1 pseudogene is annotated in these 1473 nt (G+C 32.7%); it reads right to left on the bottom strand.

What is annotated here, in order from left to right:
* Nucleotides 1-71: 71 nt before the first annotated feature.
* A pseudogene (locus P20652_RS01295) lies at nucleotides 72-948 on the bottom strand (DNA replication terminus site-binding protein).
* Nucleotides 949-1473: the final 525 nt, after the last annotated feature.

Raw genomic sequence — 1473 nt, 5'->3', positions numbered from 1 at the left:
ACTTTCGCTATTTTAATTAATTAACCACATTCTATTAAAGGCCACTTAATGTGGCCTTTTTAACATAATGACTAACGTTCTATCTGTTCTAGATATAACCTATCAAACCAAAAAATCATACTCACGCTTGCGAGGGTGAGTTTCGGGTTTTTGATAATCAGGTAATATACCTAATTTTACGTCTGGTTCTGGATTAATCAGAATAAACGGTAATGCAGCACTCACATGATAGCGATTTTGTGCCGTGTATCTTACATTAACTTGAGGGCTTACGCGAGTAGGACGCCGAATTCTCAGTTTTTCCTTTTCGCCTAAACTAGCAACCCTTAATTGTTCTTGGGCTACAAGTGATTGCCACTTTTGTTGATCTATCATTCTTGGGTTTCGGTAACTGGCCGATTTGCCGAGCATTTCTAGAGCCATTTTTTTAGTCAGCGTTTTAGTTGCGTGTTTGTGCATCCAAGTAAACCTAACCGAAAATGGGGATTCGCTTTCACTATGAATTTTACGATATGCGGCAAGCGTTATTAAATTTGGTATAGCATTGTGAACTGCTTCAAATCGAGCATCGTTGCTATCAATAGCTAAAATACATTCTTTAAATGTAGCTTTAGCTTTATTCACTTGATTTATTCGGTTATTTAAAGCTTGTTTATCTGCATTTTTAACAACGAGCAAACCAGGGTGCCTTTTTAAAACACGACTGCTTAATCCTGATTTTTTATACATGTCAGAAAAAGAATTTAGGATTGCTTTTTGAGCCGGTATCCCAGTGATTTTAGAAACAAGTATAGATTCTGGAACTTTACTTTCATCGAAACTACTTACATCTGGTAATTGATAATATTCTGCTTTGGAGAATTCACACTCTTTCAATTCTTCAATTAGTCTTAGAGTTAATTCGTTCATTAAATCAAACTGAATTCTAATTTGTACCTTAGTTACCATTACACACCTCAAAGAACACATCTTACTAGATTGATATTATTGCATGCACTTTGCTTTGTTTAAATAAAATAATTAATAGTACTCGATGTTTGATATAACTTTAAATATAGATAAGTATGATGTGTTCTTTTTTTGTAAATGCACAAATAAAGAAAAGTTGAACTTCTTATTTGCCTTGCTTATTTGTAGAACTTTGAAGTGTATAATTGTCATATATTAATGAGCTACTGAATTAACCATGTAATAGGTGGTAAAAAAAGAGTATAAAAATGAGTTAAGCAGAGTTATATAATTTTATATATTTATCTAATAGTCTTAGTGCTTGTTATTAATCAAAATTACTTGCTCATATTTTACCGTATTGGCAATACGGTGTTCTGGCTAAAGCTTACCAGACACAAATGATTTTTCTTTAAGTATAAATCTAGCAGTTGGATTTTAATCATAGTAACTTGTTAAGCAATGCAATTAGTTGGTAGGGGCTACTAAATGGCGTAGCAAACCTTTCCTTTGTAACTTTTATGA

The sequence above is a fragment of the Pseudoalteromonas sp. BSi20652 genome (genome assembly GCF_000239855.1).
Taxonomy (GTDB): Bacteria; Pseudomonadota; Gammaproteobacteria; order Enterobacterales; family Alteromonadaceae; genus Pseudoalteromonas.
This window is presented reverse-complemented; position numbering and strand designations above follow the sequence as displayed.